Annotated in this window: 16 protein-coding genes and 1 pseudogene; 5 read left to right on the forward strand and 12 right to left on the reverse strand. The window is 62.5% G+C overall.

The features are described from left to right. Positions 1-191 precede the first annotated feature (191 nt). Positions 192-775, reverse strand: a pseudogene (locus tag ACF8RA_RS16745) (mechanosensitive ion channel domain-containing protein). Continuing rightward, the gene (locus ACF8RA_RS16750; protein ID WP_176685280.1) at positions 775-2685 is read right to left on the reverse strand and encodes an ATP-binding cassette domain-containing protein; all 1911 of its coding nucleotides are present in this window, start codon (positions 2683-2685) and stop codon (positions 775-777) included. Before ACF8RA_RS16750 ends, ACF8RA_RS16745 begins: the two are co-directional and overlap by 1 nt. A gap of 50 nt (positions 2686-2735) precedes the next feature. On the opposite strand from ACF8RA_RS16750, the gene ACF8RA_RS16755 reads away from it, so the two are divergent. Then, the gene (locus ACF8RA_RS16755; RefSeq protein ID WP_176685281.1) at positions 2736-3215 is read left to right on the forward strand and encodes a TIGR02444 family protein; all 480 of its coding nucleotides are present in this window, start codon (positions 2736-2738) and stop codon (positions 3213-3215) included. On the opposite strand, the gene ACF8RA_RS16760 is transcribed toward ACF8RA_RS16755, so the two are convergent. Continuing rightward, positions 3194-4228 carry an AlgP family protein gene (locus ACF8RA_RS16760; RefSeq protein WP_392519371.1) on the reverse strand — a complete coding sequence of 345 codons (1035 nt, stop codon included), beginning with the start codon at positions 4226-4228 and terminating at the stop codon, positions 3194-3196. The genes ACF8RA_RS16755 and ACF8RA_RS16760 overlap by 22 nt on opposite strands. A gap of 178 nt (positions 4229-4406) precedes the next feature. Between ACF8RA_RS16760 and ACF8RA_RS16765 the strand changes: the two genes are divergently transcribed. After that, on the forward strand, positions 4407-5045 hold the full coding sequence (locus ACF8RA_RS16765) for an FKBP-type peptidyl-prolyl cis-trans isomerase (RefSeq protein WP_392519372.1): 639 nt from the start codon (positions 4407-4409) through the stop codon (positions 5043-5045). Positions 5046-5053: 8 nt separating this feature from the next. Here the strand turns inward: ACF8RA_RS16765 and ACF8RA_RS16770 are convergent, their stop codons facing one another. The 8 genes from ACF8RA_RS16770 to ACF8RA_RS16805 form a co-directional block, all read right to left on the reverse strand. Beyond that, positions 5054-5524, reverse strand: coding sequence for an Rsd/AlgQ family anti-sigma factor (locus tag ACF8RA_RS16770; protein WP_021782559.1), 471 nt, complete (start codon positions 5522-5524; stop codon positions 5054-5056). Between the two features lie 231 nt (positions 5525-5755). Beyond that, entirely contained in the window at positions 5756-6262 is a 507-nt protein-coding gene (locus ACF8RA_RS16775) for a disulfide bond formation protein B (RefSeq protein WP_392514054.1), read from the reverse strand. Between the two features lie 222 nt (positions 6263-6484). After that, positions 6485-7723, reverse strand: coding sequence for a heme biosynthesis protein HemY (locus ACF8RA_RS16780; RefSeq protein ID WP_176685285.1), 1239 nt, complete (start codon positions 7721-7723; stop codon positions 6485-6487). Next, positions 7720-8820, reverse strand: a complete 1101-nt coding sequence (locus ACF8RA_RS16785) for a uroporphyrinogen-III C-methyltransferase (RefSeq protein WP_392460382.1) — start codon at positions 8818-8820, stop codon at positions 7720-7722. Before ACF8RA_RS16785 ends, ACF8RA_RS16780 begins: the two co-directional genes overlap by 4 nt. A gap of 45 nt (positions 8821-8865) precedes the next feature. Beyond that, positions 8866-9633 carry a uroporphyrinogen-III synthase gene (locus ACF8RA_RS16790; protein WP_339534258.1) on the reverse strand — a complete coding sequence of 256 codons (768 nt, stop codon included), beginning with the start codon at positions 9631-9633 and terminating at the stop codon, positions 8866-8868. After that, positions 9630-10571 carry a hydroxymethylbilane synthase gene (hemC, locus tag ACF8RA_RS16795; RefSeq protein WP_176685286.1) on the reverse strand — a complete coding sequence of 314 codons (942 nt, stop codon included), beginning with the start codon at positions 10569-10571 and terminating at the stop codon, positions 9630-9632. The genes ACF8RA_RS16790 and hemC overlap by 4 nt, the downstream gene beginning before the upstream one ends. A 118-nt stretch (positions 10572-10689) precedes the next feature. Continuing rightward, entirely contained in the window at positions 10690-11433 is a 744-nt protein-coding gene (locus ACF8RA_RS16800; RefSeq protein ID WP_176685287.1) for a LytTR family DNA-binding domain-containing protein, read from the reverse strand. A gap of 122 nt (positions 11434-11555) precedes the next feature. Further along, positions 11556-11732, reverse strand: a complete 177-nt coding sequence (locus ACF8RA_RS16805; protein WP_176685288.1) for a hypothetical protein — start codon at positions 11730-11732, stop codon at positions 11556-11558. Between ACF8RA_RS16805 and argH the strand changes: the two genes are divergently transcribed. Continuing rightward, positions 11731-13125, forward strand: a complete 1395-nt coding sequence (argH, locus tag ACF8RA_RS16810) for an argininosuccinate lyase (RefSeq protein WP_014861057.1) — start codon at positions 11731-11733, stop codon at positions 13123-13125. The two genes, ACF8RA_RS16805 and argH, sit on opposite strands and share 2 nt — an antisense overlap. Positions 13126-13231: 106 nt before the next feature. On the opposite strand, the gene ACF8RA_RS16815 is transcribed toward argH, so the two are convergent. Next, entirely contained in the window at positions 13232-13894 is a 663-nt protein-coding gene (locus ACF8RA_RS16815; protein WP_176685289.1) for a glutathione S-transferase, read from the reverse strand. Positions 13895-14042: 148 nt separating this feature from the next. On the opposite strand from ACF8RA_RS16815, the gene ACF8RA_RS16820 reads away from it, so the two are divergent. Continuing rightward, positions 14043-14345, forward strand: coding sequence for a hypothetical protein (locus tag ACF8RA_RS16820; RefSeq protein ID WP_021782550.1), 303 nt, complete (start codon positions 14043-14045; stop codon positions 14343-14345). Positions 14346-14414: 69 nt separating this feature from the next. Next, a complete protein-coding gene (locus tag ACF8RA_RS16825) occupies positions 14415-14660 on the forward strand; it encodes a TIGR02647 family protein (protein ID WP_021782549.1) in 246 nt (81 codons plus the stop codon). Position 14661: the final 1 nt, after the last annotated feature.

A 14661-nucleotide genomic window follows, 5' to 3' on the forward strand; every position in this document is an offset into this window, starting at 1 on the left:
ACACCTCGCTCGAACATTTGTTGCAAAACGTTAAGCTAAGGTTTTGGCGAAAAAATAACCAGTGATTTCTGATGGATTTGTGGTGTCTGACCTGACTTCTTCGCGGGCACGCCCGCTCCCACGCCCAGTGCATCTTCAGACGGTGGGATACCTGTGGGAGCGGGCGCGCCCGCGAAGGGGCCAGTACAGGTTCAGTCAGCTTCGGCAGCTGTTTCTTTGTGCAGGGCCTGTACTTCGGCCCCGCGCCAGCGTCGTACCGACTTCTGGAAGAACTGGCTATTGGGCACCTGCACAAGCGCCCCACCCGCTTCGGGCATTTCCAGCAGCGTGGTGAACAGCAGGTTGATGGCGATCACCCGGCCTTTCACGCCGGGCTTGTCGAGGGTGTCGACCAGCTCGACCACATCGCCGATGCGAAACGGCCCAACCGTGAAGATCAACACCGCGCAAGGTTGGACAGCACGCTCCACATGGCGAAGAAGGCCACCGCCGCTACCGCGACGAAGCCGGAAAGTGCTGTCCACAACACAGTCGCCGAAACACCCAGGCGCTCCAGCACGAACAGCAGCGCGCTGCCCATGATCAGCCAGCGCAGGCCACCGCGAACGGGCACCAGCAACTCCGGCGGCAACGGGTAACGCTGGCCGAGTCGGCCAAGCCCACGGGCGACGATACGCTGCAGGATGAACGCCGCTACCAGGATCAAGAGGATCTGCAAGCCCAGCCAGAAGGTGTCCATCCATTGCCCTGGCAGCAGCGAACGCAGTTCCTCCATCAGGACAAGGCCTCGAGTTCGGCCTGCATGCTTTCAAGGGTTTCCAGCGCTTCCATCCAGGCCTCTTCCAGTTCGCCTTCGCGTTGCTTGAGCCGGGTCTGGCGCGCCAACAGGTCGCGCAACTCGTCCTTGCGCGCCGCGTCGTAAAGGCCACCATCACCCAGCGCGGTCTCGATCTCGGCCAATTGTGCGTGCACCTGGTTAAGCTCGGCTTCCAGCTTGTCGGCAGCCTTCTTGTGCGGTGCCAACTGCTGGCGCAAGGCTGCGGCAGCCTGGCGCTGGGCTTTCTTGTCGGTCTTGTCCGGGTTGGCCGGTGCAGTACTGGCCGGCGCGCTGCGCTGGCGGTACTCGACCAACCAGCGGCTGTAGTCTTCCAGGTCACCGTCGAAGGTGTCGACCTTGCCGTCGGCCACCAGCAGGAAGTCATCCGTGGTGCTCTTGAGCAAATGACGGTCGTGGGATACCACCACCACGGCACCGGCAAACTCCTGCAAGGCCATGGTCAGTGCCAGACGCATTTCCAGGTCCAGGTGGTTGGTCGGTTCGTCAAGCAGCAGCAGGTTTGGCCGCTCCCAGGCAATCAGCGCAAGTGCCAGGCGAGCCTTTTCGCCACCGGAGAAGTTCACCACCGGCTCGTCGCAACGGGCACCGTGGAAATCGAAGCCGCCGAGAAAGTCGCGCAGCGTCTGCTCACGCTCGGTAGGGGCGATGCGCTGCAGGTGCAGCAGCGGGCTGGCCTTGTCGTCCAGCGAGTCCAGCTGATGCTGGGCAAAGTAGCCTACAGCCAGGTTCTCGCCTCGAACCAGACGGCCCGACAACGGCGCCAGCTCACCTGCAAGGTTCTTGATCAGGGTCGACTTGCCGGCGCCGTTGGGCCCGAGCAGACCAATACGAGCACCCGGGGTGAGCTGCAGCTTGACCTTGTCGAGGATGGCCTTGTCGCCATAACCCAGGCAACCTTCGGAAAGGCTCAGCAACGGGCTGGAAATTTTCTGCGATTCACGGAAGACAAAGTCGAACGGCGAATCGACATGCGCCGCCGACAGCTCTTCCATGCGCTCCAAGGCCTTGATCCGGCTTTGCGCCTGACGGGCCTTGGTGGCCTGAGCCTTGAAGCGGGCAATGTACTTTTCCATGTGCGCGCGCTGCGCCTGCTGCTTTTCGTAGGCCTGCTGCTGCTGCGCCAGGCGCTCGGCACGGGTGCGCTCGAAGGCGGTATAGCCGCCTTTGTACAAGTTGAGCTTGCGCTGCTCGACGTGAAGCACATGGTCGACCACGGCATCGAGGAAGTCACGGTCGTGAGAGATCAGCAACAACGTGCCGGGGTAGCCCTTGAGCCAGTCTTCCAGCCACAGGATAGCGTCGAGATCGAGGTGGTTGGTGGGCTCGTCGAGCAGCAACAGGTCGGACGGGCACATCAGTGCCTGGGCCAGGTTCAGGCGCATCCGCCAGCCACCAGAGAAATCGCCGACACGGCGGTCCATCTGCTCGTTGGTGAAGCCCAGCCCAGCCAGCAACTTGCGCGCACGGGCGTCGGCGGTATAGCCGTCGGCGCTTTCCAGCTCACTGTGCAGGCGCGCCAGGGCGGTGCCGTCGTGGGCCTGCTCGGCCGCGGCCAATTCGGCCTGGACCTTGCGCAGGCGCACGTCGCCATCAAGCACATAGTCCACAGCCAGGCGATCGAGGGTGTCGACCTCTTGGCGCATATGGGCGATGCGCCAGTCGCCGGGCAGTTGGCAGTCACCGGCATCGGGCGACAGCTCACCGCGCAGCAAGGCGAACAGGCTGGATTTTCCGGCGCCGTTGGCGCCGATCAGGCCGGCCTTGTGACCGGCGTGCAGGGTCATCTCGGCGCCTTCTAGCAAGCGCTGCGGACCACGCTGTAAAGTGAGGTTGGATAGTCTGATCATGATGGTCGCGGAGTCTACCAGCTTCCTCGGCCCATAGCGCGAGTGGAACCATGCACACCGACCTGTGGAATTACGCCCTGACCCTGTATGCCAGGCCCGGCGTGCAAGCCGCCTGCCTTGAACTGCAGGCACTGGGCGGTGATGTCTGCCTGCTGCTGTGCGCAACTTGGCTGCAAGCACGTGGCGTGGCCGTACTGGGCGAACGCGCGCAAGCACTGCAAGAACTTGCCGAGCCCTGGCAACGTGAAGTGGTCGCCCCACTACGCAGCCTGCGCCAGCAATGGCGAGCGAAAGCATCGGATGATGCACAACTGGCGGCGTTGCGTGAACAGGTGAAAGGGTTGGAATTGCGGGCAGAAAAAACTCTGCTGGAGCGCTTGCAGGAGCGCTCGCGACAGTGGCCCGCGGGCTCCCATGAGCCCGCGGATGACTGGCTGGCCCGGCTGGCACCGGACCAGGCTCTACATCATGACGCGCTAGTTCAGTTGCGCGTCGCGGCCGCTGCGCTTCAGGACGCCGAAGGTGCCTGAGCCGGACTGCTCAAAGGTGCAGACGGTGCTGCCGGGGCCGGACTCTCCGAGTTGGTGGCGGCGGCTGGCGTAGCAGCTTTGGCGTCGGCAGGTTTGACGGCCGTGCGTGCAGGTGCCTTGGCGGCAGCTGGTTTTGCGGCTGGCTTGGCCGCAGGTTTGGCTGCGGCGGTCGACTTGGCAGCTGGTTTGGCCGCTGGCTTGGCGGCAGCGGTCGCCCTGGCAGCTGGCTTGGCCACAGGTTTGGCTGCAGCGGTCGACTTGGCAGCCGGTTTGGCCGCAGGCTTGGCGGCAGCGGTCGCCCTGGCAGCTGGCTTGGCCGCAGGTTTGGCTGCTGCGGTCGACTTGGCAGCTGGTTTGGCCGCAGGCTTGGCGGCAGCGGTCGCCCTGGCAGCCGGTTTGGCCGCAGGCTTGGCGGCAGCGGTCGACTTGGCAGCTGGTTTGACCGCAGGCTTGGCGGCAGCGGTCGCCCTGGCAGCCGGTTTGGCCGCAGGCTTGGCGGCAGCGGTCGACTTGGCAGCTGGTTTGGCCGCAGGCTTGGCGGCAGCGGTCGCCCTGGCAACTGGTTTGGCCGTAGACTTGGCTGCAGCGGTCGCCCTGGCAGCCGGTTTGGCTGCACGCTGATCAAGGGCCTTGGCTGCAGCTTCGCGTACCTTGCCTACACCCTGGGCCAGCTTGAGACTGTCCTGTGCATCGCGTTTGAGTTGCTGAATGTAAGAGCGAGTCTGGGTTTGACGTTCCTTGAGAGAATCGAGCAGTTCCTCAAGTTCACCGATGGCTTTTTGCGCCTTGGTTTGCGCCTTGGCTTTACCTGCCTTGGCCGCGTCTTGCAGTTTCAGGCGACCGTTGTGCAGTTTTTCCTGCGCCTTGCCACGCTGCTTTTCCAACTTCGCCAGCAGTTTTTCCGCATCAGCCAGCGCTTGCGAGCAGGCCTCTTCCAAGTGCTCGAGCAAGCTGCCCGAAAGTTGCTGGAGCAGGTGTAACGGCGTACTTACTGGCTTCTTTTTGGCCGACATGGTTTACCTCCTGGCTGACGAGATTGCGGCTCATACTATGCTTCTGCTGCTACCGCCGCTAGGGCATGTTGACCGTAACATTTACGCCGCGTTGCATGCCTGGGCAAAGTTGTTATCTTGCAGCTGCGTGAAAGTGTAGTTGCTGAATTAATCATTGCTGGCATTTGGGAGTCAGGCGTTGCCTCGATATCTTGTTTTAGGTTTATGCCTGATGGCCTCCCTCGCCTTGGCCGACAACGACGACCACGATTTGGCCTACAGCCTGGGTGCCAGCCTGGGTGAACGCCTGCGCCAGGAGATGCCGGGCTTGCAACTGGATGCACTGGTCGAAGGCCTGAAACAGTCCTATCAGGGGCAACCCCTCAAGCTCGACAAGGCACACATGCAGGCAGTGCTGCAGCAGCATGAAGCCCAGGAAGGTGACGCCGCTGCGCAAAAGCTGCAGGCCGCCGAAACGCGTTTCATGGCTAATGAACGTGGGCGTTATGGGGTGCACGAACTAACGGAAGGTGTGCTGTACAGCGAATTGCAGGCAGGCACGGGTGCACAGCCAAAAGCGGGCGGCAAAGTGCAAGTGCGCTATGTGGGCAGATTGCCGGACGGCTCAATATTCGACCAGAACCAGACCCCCCAATGGTTCAACCTGGATTCGGTTATCGAAGGCTGGCAGGTCGCCTTGCCGAAAATGCACACCGGCGCCAAATGGCGCCTGGTAATTCCTTCAGCGCAAGCCTATGGCGCCGAGGGGGCGGGAGACCTGATTGCACCCTACACCCCCTTGGTATTCGAGATCGAACTGCTGGCGGTTGGCGACTGACGCCAACCTCAGGCCTGCACTGCACCCTCTTCCTTGTGCGCGTTGTGCAGCACTTCGATCAGGCAGTCTTCGAGCTCGAAGCGCTCATGCAACAGCCCGCCCAACTTGGCCAGCTTCTCGGCAAAGCGTTCGGTGTCCTTGCACTCCCCTTTGGCGCAATGGTCATTGAAGGCCAGTGCGATCTGAGTGCTGTCGTTGATCCGTGGGTTGATCTCTTCGGCCAGCTTCAGCGCCTTCTCGTCTCCGAACGCCTTGGCCTCGCTGACCAGTTGCTCGCAGACTTCGAAGTGCCACGCCGAAACGTAGTCGACCAGAAGTGAGCAAAAGTCCCCGTTGGTGTCCTTGTCGGCGAAGGCTGGCTTCACATCGCGCAGGGCGCGAAAAGCTTGCACCAGTTCCTGGCGCTCCTCCAGCCAACGGTCGATCAGCTTGTGAACCCCACCCCAGCGTTCCTGGGCGTTCTGACAACTATCGAGCATGGCGATCTCTTCCCTTCTGGGTAGATGCCGCTGCACCTCGTACTACGACCGCGCAGCACAAAGGTGACATCAGCAGGACGGCATCGAGCAGTTGTTTTTCCGGTATGCGTGCTGGGAGATTATTCCCGCGCGTGCTGCCCTTCAAGGTACGCAGCACACAAAGTTCATACAAGCGTTTAATACCCTGTTACATCACCATTGGTCGCGCTAATGGCGCAACCTTGCGCCAGGTCATGTTCTTGCCAGGGTGCGGAAACGATACGCCAGCAGGCAACTCAAGGGCAGAACCGCCAGCAGCAGGAAGGCCAACAGGCTCCATTCCGGCAGTGTCAGATCAAGAAAGCTCCAGGCAAGCGAACGGCAATCCGGGCCACCCAGCAACAGTTGCCGTGCCGCCTCACCCCAGGAGTGCGCGAACACGCGCCCGATCGGCACCGGGCATACTTCATCTCCTCCCTCAGCACCCTGCAACCAGACATGCCGAGCGGCCAGCAATGCGCCGGCCAGCGAGCAGCCCAGCGCCAGCCGAGCGTAACGAAGGATGCCCTGCGTGCCCGGCGCCTGCAGCACGGCTGCGAAGCACAGCAGCGCGTACACGCCAAGCAGCAACCGTTGGCTGAGGCACAATGGGCACGGCTTCAGCCCCACTGTGTTTTCCAGACGGAAAGACGCAACCAGTACCGCCAGTGCGAGCAGGCAGGCAGGAAGAAAAAAGGTGCGCAAACGGGCCGGCAGCATGGGCAGTGAAGGTCCCGGGGAAAAAGTAGGGGCTTGAAACGGTAGAGGAAAGACACGCTTTGTTTCAAGGCACGACAGCAACGACAAGTCGCTGAATCGCGTAGGAAATTTCTAGATATGCGGTAGGAGGCGACGGAAGAAATGGACTTCAGATCTAACTGACAGCAAAAGATAAATTACCTGCCCCCAAAGCCCGCACCTTGGCGCGGGCCTTAGGGTGGGTCAGGCGCGTACGCCTTCTGGCAAAGGCAGCGCCAGCAGGCGTTCGTCCAGCAGGCCAAGGCCCTCCTGGAATAGCTGGTTGCTGCGCTCGGTCTCGCCCAGCCCAGCGAGCAGGCGGGCCAGCTCAGCACAGGCCTCGGGGTTGCGCTCCATACGCAGGCTGCTTTCCAGGTAGTCACGCGCCTTGCCCCACAGGCGGTTCTGCAGGCTCAGACGGCCCAGGGTCAGCAGCAGGCTGGCGTCTTGCGGGTGAGCCTTGAGCCAACCTTCAGCGGTTTGCAGCTGACGCGCCGGGTCATCACCACGCACCAGGCCGTAAAGGCGGGCCAGGTGGCTTTCGTAGTCGCGCTTGAGGGCAGTACGCAGCACTTGTTCGGCCTCGTTCTGGGCACCTACCTGGCGCAACTGCTCGGCGTACGCCAGCACCAGTTGTGGCTCCTGGCGCTGGGCTGCGGTCAGCTGCTGCCAGGCGCGCTCCAAGGATTGACGTGCACTTTGCGCGTCTTCGCCACGGGTGGTAGCCAGGCTCAGGTTCTGGCCCCAGGCACGTTGTTCCAGAGCAGCCAGCTCGGCGGCCGGCAGCACCTTGCCCTTGCGCAGGTCTGGCAGCAGACGAATCAGTGCAGACCAGTCGCCGCGCTCCAGGTACAGGCTTTGCAGCAAGCGCAGCACCTGGCCGTTGTGCGGGTGGCGTTCCTGCATGGCCAGCAGGGTTTCCAGGGCTCCATCGCTTTCGCCTCGGTCCATCTGCAGTTGGGCATGGGTCAGGGCAATGGCCAGCTCCGCTTGTGGCTGGCGCTCCAGGGCACGCTCCAGCAGGTTGTCGCTGTCTTCGGTGCGGCCTTGCTCGTTGGCCGCGCGCGCGGCACCAAGGTAGTACAACAACGGTTGGCGCTCAGCCTCGGCGGCACGGTGCAAGTGCCGTTGGGCACTGGCCCAGCGGCCTTCGGCGAGATCAAGCTGGCCCTGTTCGATCGCCAGGCGGATACGCCGGCTGCGGTTACGCCGTGACCACGGGTTGACCACACCACTGGAAGTCAGCACCAGGCCGACCAGATAGCGCAGCAACCACAGCAACAGGACGACCGCCAAAACACCGGCCAAGGCTGCCCATAGCCCCGACTGGTAGCGGAAGCCACCATAGGAAATCAGTACATAGCCGCTGTGCTTGGCGACCGCGATGCCCAGTGCCGCTGCAACCACGATCGCAAGCACGGCCAACAGGTAGACACGCTTCATGGCTTGCCCCCTTCAGCCTCGGTCGGCAGGTGACGACGCTGAATATAGGCCTGCACTGCCGCCAGGCTTTCACTCAGGTCAGGGGTAACCACCGACACCGGCTGATCAGCCAAGGCATTGAGGCTGTCGAGCATGGCCTTGCTTTGCGGGTTGTCTGCGTTGAAGTTGGCCAGCAGTACGCTGCGGGCGTCGTCCAGCGCCTGCGTGTAAACCTTGGCATCGCCATTGAGCGCCGCCCACTGGGCCTGCTCGATAGTCAGGCTCAGGGCCAGGCGCAGCTGGTTCAACTGCTGCCCGGCCAGCAACGGACGCACGTTTTCATCGGCGTTGAAGTCGATCTGGAAGTACTTGGATATTTCTGCCCACCATTGCGACAGCCTGCTGGCTCCATCACCGTCGGCGGTCAGGGCACCAAGCGCATCGGCGTTGCTGTCGAACTCGGGTGACTGGGCGCTCAGCTGCTGTACCAGCTCACGCTGGGCAGCCAGTTTCAAGAACAGGCCGGTTCGGTCGGGTTGCTCAGTGCTGTTGAGCATGGCCAGGCTGCGTGCCAGTTGCTCGCGGGCGGCGAAGGCACCCGGGTCGCTCTGCTCGCGCAGGATCTCGTCGGCGCCTTCGACCAGGGCTTTGGCACTGGTGATGTCCTGCAACGCTGAAAGGCGCAGGGTAGCCAGGCGCAGCAGGTGCTCGGCTTCGGCCAGGCGCCACTCTTTGCGGCTTTCTCCCAGCACGGTTTCCAGGCGCTGACTGAGACGCTGCTGGTCGCCCTGTAGCTGGGCTACCAGACGCCGGCGGTCTTCCAGCTCGCTGGCGGCTGGCAGACTGGCCAGTTGCGCACTGATCTGCTGCTCACGTTGCTGCAGCGCCTCGGCGCGCTGATTCAGCGCCTCGATGTGCTGGCCCTGGTTGAACTCACTGCCCTGCAGTTGACGCACCTGCCAGACACCCCACCCACCTACCGCCACCCCGGCCGCACCAAGCAGCAAGGCCAGCGCTGCCAGGCCACTGCCGGAGCGTTTGGCAGGTGGGGTGGTAACGGGTTCCGCAGGCGCCTGTGCCGACGGTTGATCGTTATTGGACAAGACAGTCTCGCTCACGTATCCATCCTTTGCATGGGGGCGCACCGCATTCAGCTTAGCGCCTTAAGAGGCAGGTGCAGCGCTACGCTGCACGGCTGCCAGCAAGGCCGTGGCACTGGCGCCACGGCAATCCACAACCTGTTGGGCCCCGGCGGCCTTGGCCTGCTCGGCGACCCGCGGGCTGGGCACGAACAGCGGCAACTGGGCCAACCGCAGCCAATCGGCACCGGCCATCTGCTGCAAATGTTCAAAACCCTGCCCACTGCTGACCACCAGGCCATTGAGGCGTTCCGCTTCAATGCAGCGCATCAGCGTACCCGCCGGGTAGGCCGGCAGGCAGCGACGATACAGTTCCAGATATTCGACACTAGCACCTTGCTCTGCAAGACGCTCTGCCAGCAGTTCGCGACCTCCGACGCCGCGAACGATCAAGACACGCGGTGCCGGCACGGAAACGGCCTGGCGCAGGGCCGGCAGCGCCAGCAAGGCTTCGCTGTCATCGCCACGCGGCGGAGAGCTTACCTCCAGCCCAGCACCCTGCAGCACCCCAGCCGTTGCCTCGCCCACGGTGAACCAGCCTCGCTGTGGAGGCTGGATACTGCTCTCGGCCAGATGTTCAAGCAACAGCCGGGCGGCCGGCTTGCTGACCACAATGATCGCCTGGAAGTCATGCAAGCCTTCCAGCGACCGTCGCTGCGGGGCTTGCACGATAATGGGTTCAATCGCCAGCAGTGGCAGGCAACTGCTGCCCACTCCCGCTGCCGCCAGGCTTTGCGCCAGCGCCGCGCAGTCCTCGGCAGGCCGGGTCAGCAACAGGCGCCATTGGCTCACGGATGGCCGGCCTCGCCGTAGACTTCCTTGAGAATGGCCTCGGCGCCCTGAGCCAGCAGCTCTTCGGCCACCTGTACGCCCAAGGGCTCGGCAGCTGTACGGGGGGCACGGGCATCGGCCACCAGCAAGGTCCCGCCACTAGGCTGGCCGACCAGGCCACGCAGCCACAACTGGTCACCTTCAAGTACCGCGTAACAGGCAATCGGCACTTGGCAGCCACCATTCAGGCGTTTGTTCAGCGCGCGCTCGGCCATTACCCTGTCAGCGGTGTCAACATGGTGCAGTGGCGCCAGCAGTGCATGGATCTCAACGTCGGCACTGCGGCACTCGATGCCCACCGCGCCCTGACCACCTGCCGGCAGGCTGTCATCGACGCTGATGGTGGAGGTGATGCGATCTTCGAAGCCCAGACGGATCAGGCCCGCGGCGGCGAGGATGATGGCGTCGTACTCGCCGGCATCCAGCTTCGCCAGGCGGGTGTTGACGTTGCCGCGCAGAAAACGGATTTGCAGGTCCGGGCGGCGCGCCAGTAACTGGGCTTGACGGCGCAGGCTTGAGGTGCCGACGATGCTGCCGGCAGGCAGCGCTTCGAGGCTGTCAAAGGTATTGGAAACGAAGGCATCACGCGGGTCTTCACGCTCGCAGATGCAGTACAGGCCCAAGCCCTCAGGGAAGTCCATGGGCACGTCTTTCATCGAATGCACGGCGATGTCGGCTTCGTTGTCCAACAGCGCGGTTTCCAGTTCCTTGACGAACAGCCCCTTCCCGCCGATTTTTGCCAGCGGCGCGTCGAGCAACTTGTCACCACGGCTGACCATGGGTACCAGGGTCACCTGCAGACCGGCGTGGGCCTGCTCGAGGCGGGCCTTGACGTATTCGGCCTGCCACAGGGCCAAAGCACTTTTACGGGTGGCAATGCGGATTTCGCGAGTGGACATGAAACGCCCCGATCCAGAGAAATACCGCCGATGATAACAGCATCGCCGGTATCGCTTGCAGATACGGATCAACAGGTCATACGCAGCCAGGTGCAGGAGCGGCCCGGATCCGAGGGCCTCAGAGGGTCTGCATCATCTTGCGCACACCAGCCACATGCCGACGGCTGACGGTCAAGGCATCGCCGTCCAGGCCTTTCAGATACAGCTGAAAGTGCCCCAGCGGGGTGCGCTGCAAGCGTTCGATGCGCTCGCGGGCGACCAATGCATTGCGGTGGATGCGCACGAAGCGTTCGCCAAATTCGTCTTCCAGGGCTTTGAGTGGCTCGTCAAGCAGCACCTCCCCGGCTTCGTGACGCAAAGTCACATACTTGTGGTCGGCAATGAAATAGATCACCTGGGGTAACGGGATCAGTTCAATACCTTTACGCGTGCGGGCGCTTATATGGCTGCGTGGGCCACCGCCTTCATTGGCCGGCCGGGTAAGTGCCGCCAGTTGGGCTCGGTTGGGTTTTTCGGCCTTGCGCAAGGCATCGCGCAAGGCCTGGGCCTGGAAGGGCTTGGTGACATGGCTGAGGGTACTGTCCTTGAATGCCTCTGCACCGTATTCATCATCCCCGGAGCAGAACACCACCGCTGGCGGCGTCTCGCGCTCGCACAGGCGAGCGGCCACCTGCAGGCCATCCAGGCCTGGCATGCCGATGTCCAGCAGGACCACATCGGGCTTGAGGCTTTCAATCAGCGCCAAGGCCTCATCGCCGTTGGTGGCGCTGGGCTCCAGCACAGTGTAACCCTCCAGTTCGCCGAGCAGCCGGCTGAGGCGTTCACGGCCTTGAGGTTCGTCATCAACGATCAGGACATTCATAATTGCGCTGGATTCCTGAATGAGTCTCGCACAGGTATAGCGTAGACAGGTGTGGTTCGAGCGACACTGCGGTCACGCTCTAGACCGGTGCGATGGCCAAAGATTCACTCGGCCCGGCAGATTCACTGCCAGTCCTTTGTCCAACTGTAGACGGTCCGTGGAACACTGCCGTTCATTCCTTGAAATCCTTCTCTGCGATCTTCCGGGTATTTCTCTCGACCGGCGCCCTGCGGCAGCCAGCCCAACCCTGCTATCATCGACGCCACTTTTTCGTTCACGCCTGCAATGAGTGAATCCATGAGCACCGACAAGACCAATCAGTCCTGGGGCGGCCGCTTCAGTGAGCCCGTCGACGCCTTCGTCGCCCGTTTCACCGCCTCGGTAGATTTCGACAAGCGCCTGTACCGTCACGACATCATGGGTTCGATCGCCCATGCCACCATGCTGGCGCAGGTCGGCGTGCTCAGTGATGCCGAGCGCGACACCATCATCGATGGTCTGAAAACCATCCAGGGCGAGATTGAAGCCGGCAACTTCGACTGGCGTGTCGACCTCGAAGACGTGCACATGAACATCGAAGCACGCCTGACCGACCGCATCGGCATCACCGGCAAGAAGCTGCACACCGGCCGTAGCCGCAACGACCAGGTGGCCACCGACATCCGCCTTTGGCTGCGCGACGAGATCGACCTGATCCTGGCTGAAATCACTCGCCTGCAGCAGGGCCTGCTGGAGCAGGCAGAGCGTGAAGCCGAAACCATCATGCCTGGTTTCACCCACCTGCAGACGGCGCAGCCAGTCACCTTTGGCCACCACCTGCTAGCCTGGTTCGAAATGCTCAGCCGCGACTATGAGCGCCTGGTCGACTGCCGCAAGCGCACCAACCGCATGCCTCTGGGCAGCGCCGCACTGGCCGGCACCACTTACCCGATCGATCGCGAACTGACCTGCAAGCTGCTGGGCTTTGAAGCCGTGGCCGGCAACTCGCTGGACGGCGTGTCGGACCGTGACTTCGCCATCGAATTCTGCGCAGCGGCCAGCGTGGCGATGATGCACCTTTCGCGCTTCTCCGAAGAGCTGGTGCTGTGGACCAGCGCACAGTTCCAGTTCATCGACCTTCCGGACCGCTTCTGTACCGGCAGCTCGATCATGCCGCAGAAAAAGAACCCGGACGTGCCAGAGCTGGTACGCGGCAAGAGCGGCCGCGTGTTCGGCGCCCTGACCGGCCTGCTGACCCTGATGAAAGGCCAACCGCTGGCCTACAACAAGGACAACCAGGAGGACAAGGAACCGCTGTTCGACGCCGCCGACACCCTGCGCGACTCGCTGCGGGCCTTCGCTGACATGATCCCGGCGATCAAGCCCAAGCACGCCATCATGCGTGAAGCGGCCCTGCGCGGTTTCTCCACCGCTACCGACCTGGCCGACTACCTGGTTCGCCGTGGCCTGCCGTTCCGTGACTGCCACGAAATCGTTGGCCACGCGGTGAAGTATGGTGTGGACACTGGCAAGGACCTGGCCGAGATGAGCCTGGACGAACTGCGCCAGTTCAGCGACCAGATCGAGCAGGACGTGTTTGCCGTGCTGACTCTGGAAGGCTCGGTGAACGCACGTGACCACATTGGTGGTACGGCGCCGGCGCAGGTGCGCGCTGCCGTAGTTCGCGGCAAAGCCCTGTTGGCGTCTCGCTAACTCCCGGGGCGAGGGCTTCGCCCTCGTTCGCGGGTAAACCCGCTCCTACAACGGTTGTGCTGTACCTGTAGGAGCGGGTTTACCCGCGAATGACCCAACAGGACTCTTAGCGTTTACCGCTGCGAATCATCTCCATGAAGGCCGGCATCGACGCTTCCTTGTCCGCCAAGATCCGCGCCATGTGCGGGTTCTCGCCCATCAGTTGCAGCAACGCCTTGGCCTGCGGGAAGTCCGCCAGGAAGTCGATGTTCAGCACCTTCTTGCCCACCGCGTTGGCCAGGTCGACCGAGAAGCAGAACATCAGGTCTGCCAGCGTCATCTGCTCGCCCGCAACATAGGGTGCAAAACGCCCGTTGCGCTTGAGCGTGGCAAAACCGGCCAGCAGGTCCGCACGCGCTTTCTCCTTGATCAGTGGTTCGACCGACATGCCAAAGAACGACTCGGCATAGCAGGTACGCGCCGGCAGCTCGATGTATAGCTCGATTTCCTTGAGCAGCTCACGCACCTTCGCCTGCTCGAACGGGTCGGCCGGCAGCAGTGCCTTGCCGCTTTGGGTTTGCTCGATGTAGTCGAGGATCACACTGGTTTCGCTGAGGAAGCCCTGCTCGGTCTGCAGCACCGGAACCTTGCCCCGCGGGCTCACTTCCAGCGCCTGTGGCGCCTGGCCGCCATAGAAGGTGACTTCCTCGAAGGGCAGGCCTTTTTCCAGTAGGGCCAACTTGACCATGTTGTAGTAGTTGCTGACCGAGAATCCATGAAGCTTGAGCATGAGGTAACAGCCTCCAGGCCGTAAGGGGTTGGCCTGGCTTTTATAGACTGAACGCCTGCCGCTGACCAGCGTCATGCACCGCGTCAATGCTTGGGCATTGTCGCCATCGGCATGGCACACTGTTGCATCCCACCCTAGGAGTACCGCCATGAGCGAGCCCACCGACATCGGCAATGACGACGACGAAGCCTTCGCCGAGGCAACGCTGACCCAAGCCATCGAAAACCAGATCGAGAGCGGCGAGCCGCCTGCGGCCAAGGCCACTTTCAACAAGCTGACGCTGGTCGGCTATGAGCGTGAAGACATTCTGAACCTGATGGCCCATGTGCTGGCTTTCGAAATTGACAACATGCTGGTAGAGGACCGTGCATTCAACGGCGAGTGGTATGAGAATGCTCTGCGGGCACTGCCGGAGCTGCCGCCTGAGATGGATCAAGGCGACGACGAATAACCCGGCTACACTCGAAGATCAGGCACCGCTGACGGTGCCGCCATCCTTGTCTGGAAGTCAGGAGCTGCCATGCCCTTTACCCCCGATCTGATCGACGAACTGGAAGTACTCGCGCTGTTCAAACACGACAGCAGCCAGGAAGGCATCAAGATAACCAGCACCGCATCCCCCGCCCTGATCGCGGCTGCACAACGCCTGCATGAGAAGGGGCTGACCGATCAACCGGATGGCGGCTACCTGACCAGTCTGGGTCATGACGCCGTTGAAAGTGTCCAGTTGCTGCAGAACATTCTCAAGGCGCCACAGCCGGCCTGAA

This window comes from Pseudomonas sp. FYR_5, from assembly GCF_043106315.1.
GTDB lineage: Bacteria > Pseudomonadota > Gammaproteobacteria > Pseudomonadales > Pseudomonadaceae > Aquipseudomonas > Aquipseudomonas putida_Y.

Bases quoted from the DNA above. Each gene is read 5' to 3' on its own strand.
- ACF8RA_RS16755 (WP_176685281.1), top strand. From the start codon at position 2,736: ATGCACACCGACCTGTGGAATTACGCCCTGACCCTGTATGCCAGGCCC.
- ACF8RA_RS16780 (WP_176685285.1), bottom strand. From the start codon at position 7,723: ATGAAGCGTGTCTACCTGTTGGCCGTGCTTGCGATCGTGGTTGCAGCG.
- hemC (WP_176685286.1), bottom strand. From the start codon at position 10,571: ATGTCCACTCGCGAAATCCGCATTGCCACCCGTAAAAGTGCTTTGGCC.
- ACF8RA_RS16775 (WP_392514054.1), bottom strand. From the start codon at position 6,262: ATGCTGCCGGCCCGTTTGCGCACCTTTTTTCTTCCTGCCTGCCTGCTC.
- ACF8RA_RS16805 (WP_176685288.1), bottom strand. From the start codon at position 11,732: ATGGATTCACTCATTGCAGGCGTGAACGAAAAAGTGGCGTCGATGATA.
- ACF8RA_RS16750 (WP_176685280.1), bottom strand. From the start codon at position 2,685: ATGATCAGACTATCCAACCTCACTTTACAGCGTGGTCCGCAGCGCTTG.
- ACF8RA_RS16825 (WP_021782549.1), top strand. From the start codon at position 14,415: ATGCCCTTTACCCCCGATCTGATCGACGAACTGGAAGTACTCGCGCTG.
- ACF8RA_RS16760 (WP_392519371.1), bottom strand. From the start codon at position 4,228: ATGTCGGCCAAAAAGAAGCCAGTAAGTACGCCGTTACACCTGCTCCAG.
- ACF8RA_RS16770 (WP_021782559.1), bottom strand. From the start codon at position 5,524: ATGCTCGATAGTTGTCAGAACGCCCAGGAACGCTGGGGTGGGGTTCAC.
- ACF8RA_RS16815 (WP_176685289.1), bottom strand. From the start codon at position 13,894: ATGCTCAAGCTTCATGGATTCTCGGTCAGCAACTACTACAACATGGTC.
- ACF8RA_RS16800 (WP_176685287.1), bottom strand. From the start codon at position 11,433: ATGAATGTCCTGATCGTTGATGACGAACCTCAAGGCCGTGAACGCCTC.
- ACF8RA_RS16820 (WP_021782550.1), top strand. From the start codon at position 14,043: ATGAGCGAGCCCACCGACATCGGCAATGACGACGACGAAGCCTTCGCC.
- argH (WP_014861057.1), top strand. From the start codon at position 11,731: ATGAGCACCGACAAGACCAATCAGTCCTGGGGCGGCCGCTTCAGTGAG.